The sequence below is a fragment of the Glycomyces dulcitolivorans genome, assembly GCF_003265355.1.
Classification (GTDB): domain Bacteria; phylum Actinomycetota; class Actinomycetes; order Mycobacteriales; family Micromonosporaceae; genus Glycomyces; species Glycomyces dulcitolivorans.
This window is the reverse complement of the sequence record NZ_QFRW01000016.1, coordinates 973-5,764: the sequence shown is the minus strand read 5'-3', so window position 1 is coordinate 5,764 and position 4,792 is coordinate 973. Positions and strand designations below refer to the sequence as shown.

At 69.7% G+C, this 4,792-nt stretch carries 4 protein-coding genes; all 4 read left to right on the top strand.

The window, feature by feature from the left end; all coding sequences use genetic code 11:
- Positions 1 to 648 (top strand): carbonic anhydrase (locus DI269_RS00465; protein WP_198667005.1); only part of this gene is annotated, 648 nt, incomplete at its 5' end.
- A gap of 411 nt (positions 649 to 1,059) precedes the next feature.
- Positions 1,060 to 1,686, top strand: coding sequence for a DedA family protein (locus DI269_RS00460; RefSeq protein WP_157974662.1), 627 nt, complete (start codon positions 1,060 to 1,062; stop codon positions 1,684 to 1,686).
- A gap of 108 nt (positions 1,687 to 1,794) precedes the next feature.
- Positions 1,795 to 3,120 (top strand): LacI family DNA-binding transcriptional regulator, encoded by a 1,326-nt coding sequence (locus DI269_RS00455; protein ID WP_198667004.1) that lies wholly within the window; start codon positions 1,795 to 1,797, stop codon positions 3,118 to 3,120.
- A gap of 124 nt (positions 3,121 to 3,244) precedes the next feature.
- On the top strand, positions 3,245 to 4,660 hold the full coding sequence (locus tag DI269_RS00450) for a non-reducing end alpha-L-arabinofuranosidase family hydrolase (protein ID WP_269814125.1): 1,416 nt from the start codon (positions 3,245 to 3,247) through the stop codon (positions 4,658 to 4,660).
- Positions 4,661 to 4,792: the final 132 nt, after the last annotated feature.

Sequence of the window (4,792 nt, the reverse complement as noted above, 5' to 3'; positions counted from 1 at the left end):
GCCCTCGGCCTCGCAGCGGTGCTCGCCGGAGCGCGCTCGCCCCAGGCGCCCGCCGAGGCCTCCTCCCCGGCCCCGGCGGCCGGCGCCTGGGACTTCCTCATGGAGGGCAACCGGCGGTGGGCCGCCGACCGCCCGCGCCACCCCCATGACGACGCGGCCCTGCGCCACTCCCTGGTCTGGAGCCAGCGTCCCCGCGCGATCGTCTTCACCTGCATCGACTCCCGGGTCCCGCCCGAGTACCTGTTCGACGCCGGCAACGGCGACCTGATGGACGTCCGCACCGCGGCCCACACCCTCGACCCGATGGTCGCCGAGTCCCTCGCCTACGGACCGGTCGAGCTCGGCACACCGCTGCTGGTGGTGCTCGGCCACCAGCACTGCGGCGCGGTCACCCTGGCATGGAACGCGCTGCACCACGGCGAAGGGCAGGACGGGTTCGGACGGCTGGTCGCACACCTCGCCCCCGCCTACGAGGCGAGCCGCGACGCCACAGGCGACCCGGTCGACGCCATGACCCGCGCCCACACCACCCTCACCGCCGCGAGCCTGCGCGACCACCCCGCACTCGCCCAGGCGGCCGAGGACGGCGACCTGGAGATCGTCGGGGCCTACTACTCCCTCGAAACCGGTGCAGTAGAACCGGTTTGAACCGACCACCGCGGATTGCCGGCGGCACGGCGGCGTCTGCCCGGTCCGGAACCGATGCCGGTGCGATGTGTTCAACCATCAGATGGCAGTTGCTGACAGATCGAATCGGCTCAAGGTGAGTGTGCATGCCGCTTGTCGATCCCGGGTGAATAGCGACGCCGGACTGCGCATCCGGGTCGAACCCCTGGGTGGCGCCGACGGATTTCTGCACGTGAACGGCAGATCACTCACCGATCTTGAAGCGGATGCATCCGCAAGTTGATCCTCGGTGGACCCGCGCCCGTCGCCGCGAGTACCGGCTCTCGGCTGAGGACCCTGCCCAGATGCCGCAAAAGGGTCTATCAGGTACGCTCATTTAAATGGCAGTGCATGTCATTTGAATGCGGACGTTCAAGCGAGGGAGTCTCTTACATGGCGTTGTCCAACGTGCTGGACTGGTTGCAGTCGTTGCCTGAGCCCGCGATGCTGGCGGGTACGGGGGTACTCGTGCTCGGTGAGTCCATCATCGGCCTCGGGTTCTTCATTCCGGGCGAAGCGGCCCTGCTCATCGCCTCGGCCACCGTCGACTCGGTGCCCGAGTTCTTCCTCCTGTGGGCAGTGGTCTCGGTCGGCGCGCTGGCGGGCAACGTGATCGGGTTCGAACTCGGCCGTCGCATGGGTGCGGCGCTGCGGGAGACCGGACTTGTCCGCAAGCGCGGCGCCCAGGCCTGGGACAAGGCCGCCGGCATGGTGCGCGCACACGGCATGTGGGCGGTGTTCGTGGGGCGGCTGATCCCGTTCGTGCGGAGCCTCGTGCCTGCCGTGGCCGGCGCGGCGCACATGTCATACCGTGAATTCCTGCCTCCGATTGCGGCCGGCGCGGCCTGCTCGACGGCACTGCCCCTCTTGTTCGGCCTCGGCGTCGCCGCGGGCGTGAAGAGCGCCGGCGACGTCGGCGTCCTCGTCGTCGCCGGACTGCTGGCGGTGCTCATGGTGGTTCTCGTGATCCGCAAGCGTCGCAAGCAGCCTCCGCCCGAAACCCTTGAATCCGAGGGCTGAATCGTCGTGCACCCGTCTCGCCATCACGCGGGCGCTCGATGAGAATGGCTCCATGGAGCTAATAATGGAGCCATCTGAAGCGGGAGGACCTGCTGCTAACGTGGCTCCATGAAGGCCGGAAGCGGACCGCGGCGCTCCCGCGGCGAAATCGAAAGGCTCCCAAGCGGTTCACTGCGGGTGCGCGTCTATGCCGGGCTCGATCCGGTCTCGAAGAAGCGGCTCTATCTCACGGAGACCGTGCCAGGGGGACCGGAGGCGGAGGCCGAGGCGGAACAGGCGCGGAACCGCCTGCTCGGCGAGGCGGCGGAGCGGAAGGCGCTGCGGGGCCGCAAAGGCGGCGATCGGGGTCGCGGGACCGGGGCCGCAGGCTCGGGCGGGCTTGACCCGTCGGACCCGGGCGTCTCCGACGCCGCGGGCGTGGAGGATCGGCGCGGCCAGCTGACGGTCGCGGCGATTGCGCGGATGGCCAGCGTTTCGGCGCCCACGGTGTCCAAAGTGCTGAACGGACGCCCGGGGGTGGCGCCGGAGACCCGGCGGCTGGTGGAGCGTCTCTTGCGTGAGCAGGGGTACCGCCGTCCCGAGAAGGTCATGAGGGCTGCCGTCGTCGAGGTCGTCTTCTACGGCATGCACGGCCACCTGGCGGTGGAGATCCTGCGAGGTGTCCAGCAGGCCGTCGGCGGCCAAGGGCTGGCGGTCGCCTTCACCGATGCGCGGCAGGAGGAGTCCGCCGGCCGGAGCTGGGCGCAGGCCCTGCTGGCCCGTCGCCCGACCGGGGTGGTCGTCGCCCACATGGGATTCTCGCCGGAACAGCACGGCCTGCTGGCCGCCAGCGGGATCCCGCTCGTGGCGCTGGATCCCACGAGCGAGCCGCTGCATCCCGTCCCCTCGGTGGCTGCGGCCAACCGGCACGGCGGTGTGGCCGCCGCCCAGCACCTGCTCGATCTCGGGCACCGGCGAATCGCAGTGGTCACCGGGCCCTTGGAGCGGCGGTGCGCGCGCGACCGCCTCGAAGGCGTGCGCACGGCGATGGGGGCGGCCGGGGTGCCGCTGGACGAACACCTCGTGCGGACCGGGATGTGGTTCTCCTTCGAGGAGGGCCTCAGCCACGCCAGGGAGCTCCTGAGCCTCGCCGAGCCTCCTACGGCCGTGCTGTGCGGCAACGACCTTCAGGCGTTCGGCGTGTACGAGGCCGCTCGGCAGGCGGGCGCGCGCATCCCCGGGGACCTGAGCGTGGTCGGTTTCGACGACATCTCCTACACCAGGTGGTGCGGACCGCCCATGACGACCGTGCACCAGCCGTTCAGCGAACTGGGCGCGGCGGCCGCTGCGCTGGTCCTCGACCTGGCCGGAGGCGAATCGGCAGCCCAGACCCGCATCGAGCTGGCGACCACGCTGGTGGTCCGCGCCAGCACCGCGCGGCCGACAGGGCGCTGAGGCCGCTTTCGAAACGGTCCTTGCCTTTGGCGACTGTTTCTGACAGACTGCTCGCATTGACATATGTCTATGTTGATGCGTGAGGAAGTCCCCATGAGACGGTCGCTGAGGTTCTCGGTCATCCCTGCGGTCTCGGCCGCAGCGCTGTTCGCCGCCCTCGCAGTGTTCACACCGAGCGCTCAGGCGCAGTCGGGCCGCATCGAGGCCGAGAACGCCGCCTGCGAAGGCGCGGTCGAATCGAACTACGCCGGGTTCTCCGGTTCAGGATTCTGCAACCCCCCCCAACCAGACCGGCACCGGGGTGACCTTCACCGTCAACGCCCCGAACGCCGGCACCGCGACGATCGGCGTCAAGTACGCCAACGGGACCACCGCCGACCGGCCGGCGGACCTGGTCGTCAACGGCGCCACCGTCCAGTCCGGCGTTGCGTTCGATCCCACCGGCAGGTGGAGCAACTGGGGGATCAACAACCTGAGCGTGCCGGTCAAAGCGGGCAGCAACACGATCCGGCTCGCGGCCGCCTCCAGCGCCGGCCTGGGCAACATTGACTACCTCGACTTCGCCGCGCCGCGCACGAGCGCCCTGCCGTCGAGCTTCCAGTGGGACTCCACAGCGCAGCTGGTCTCCCCGAAACCGGACGCCACGCACAACATCGTGTCCGTGAAAGACCCCTCGGTCGTCTACCACGACGGCCGGTACCACGTGTTCGTCAGCGTCGTGAACACCAACCAGTCCTACAGCCTGGCGTACCTGAGCTTCAGCGACTGGTCACAGGCCGACGACGCGCCGCTGACCTTTCTCGACACGACCGCGATCGGCGCCGGCTACAAGGCCGCTCCCCAGGTGTTCTACTTCGCGCCCGAGCAGCGGTGGTACCTGATCTACCAGATCGGGAACAACGTCGCCTACTCCACCACCGCCGACATCGCCGATCCCCGGTCGTGGAGCGCCCCGACACCGTTCTACGCGGGCACGCCCCAGATCGTCCTGGACAACATGGGCTCCGGCCAGTGGCTGGACTTCTGGATCGCCTGCGACAGCGCCAACTGCCACATGTTCTCCTCCGACGACAACGGCCAGCTCTACCGCGCCCAGACGTCGGTCGCGAACTTCCCCGAAGGGTTCGGCAGCCCGGTCATCGCCATGCAGGACGCCAACAAGCTCTGGCTCTTCGAAGGGGCGAACGTCTACAAGGTCCAGGGCGGGAACGAGTACCTGCTCCTGGTCGAGGCCATCGGGGAAGGCCGCCGCATGTTCCGGTCCTGGACCGCTCCCTCGCTCACCGGGCCCTGGACCGCCCTCGCCGACACCAAGGCCAACCCCTTCGCCCGCAGGACCAACGTCGCCTTCCCCGGCGGGGCCTGGACGCAGGACATCAGCCACGGCGAGATGATCCGCGCGGGCATCGACCAGACCCTCGCCATCAGCCCCTGCGATCTGCAATTCCTCTACCAGGGCATGGACCCCGCGTCGAGCGGCCCCTACAACCTCCTGCCCTGGCGCCTCGGCCTGATCACGCAGACCAACTCCAGCTGCTGACCCCCGTGCGCGACCCCGGCACGGGCCGACCTGAAAGGACCGGTCATGACCCTCTCCACCGACCGCCGCCGCTTCCTGGCCCTCGCCGCGGCCGCCGCGGGTGCGGCGAGCCCCGCCGCAGCCGGCGCCGAG

Coding starts and splice junctions, on each gene's coding strand:
- DI269_RS00460 (WP_157974662.1), top strand. CDS start 1,060: ATGGCGTTGTCCAACGTGCTGGACTGGTTGCAGTCGTTGCCTGAGCCC.
- DI269_RS00455 (WP_198667004.1), top strand. CDS start 1,795: ATGAAGGCCGGAAGCGGACCGCGGCGCTCCCGCGGCGAAATCGAAAGG.